This is a genomic window from Faecalitalea cylindroides ATCC 27803 (assembly GCF_000469305.1).
Lineage (GTDB): Bacteria > Bacillota_I > Bacilli_A > Erysipelotrichales > Erysipelotrichaceae > Faecalitalea > Faecalitalea cylindroides.
Genome location: NZ_KI270994.1, coordinates 1 through 796, shown reverse-complemented (window position 1 = coordinate 796; position 796 = coordinate 1). Strand labels below are relative to the sequence as shown.

1 protein-coding gene and 1 pseudogene are annotated in these 796 nt (G+C 43.1%); both read left to right on the top strand.

Features of this window, described 5'->3' with window-relative positions; genetic code table 11:
* On the top strand, positions 1 to 556 hold a 556-nt coding region (locus tag HMPREF0367_RS04955; protein WP_035401761.1), incomplete at its 5' end, for a type IV secretory system conjugative DNA transfer family protein.
* Positions 557 to 575: 19 nt separating this feature from the next.
* A pseudogene (locus HMPREF0367_RS04950) lies at positions 576 to 796 on the top strand (glutamyl-tRNA amidotransferase); the annotation flags it as partial.

Sequence of the window (796 nt, the reverse complement as noted above, 5' to 3'; positions counted from 1 at the left end):
GGTTATGCGTTCCCGTGGGGTATCTGTAAGCATCATCTTACAGAACTTGGCACAGCTTAAAGCCTTGTTTGAAAAACAGTGGGAGAGCATTGTGGGTAACTGCGATGAATTTCTTTACCTTGGTGGAAATGAGCAGTCAACCCATAAATATGTGTCGGAGCTGTTGGGCAAGGAAACCATTGATACCAACACGTTCGGAAAGAGTACCGGAAGAAGCGGTAATTATTCCACCAACTATCAGATTAGCGGCAGAGAGTTACTTACCCCTGATGAGGTGCGTATGCTCGATAATCAGTACGCTATTTTGTTTATCCGTGGGGAAAGACCCATTATGGATTTCAAATATGACATTATGAAACACCCGAATGTGGCACTTACCACAGACGGAAAGGCAAGTCCTTATAAGCATGGAGAAGTCACAAAAGATATTGCTTCGATTGCCATTTGGGACATTGACCCTGCAACACTTCCTGAAAAGGAAATGGAAGAAACGAACTGGGAACTTCTTTCCGAGGAGGAGATGGAAGCTCTGTTCATAAACAATCAAACAAATTAAATTTTGGAGGTATTCAACTATGACTATTTTTAAGAAAAAAGCAACTGACATTCAGGAAACAAAGAAACTGCCTATGACCGGAAAGGTTAAGAAAGGCTTCCGTGCTTACTGCACAATGGTCATTGTCGGTGCGTTGGCACTTGGAATGACAACGACTGCATTTGCAGCGAATGACCCGCTTACCGTAGTCAATAATCTGTCCGACTTTATCTTCGGACTTATCCGTGCCATCGGTATGAT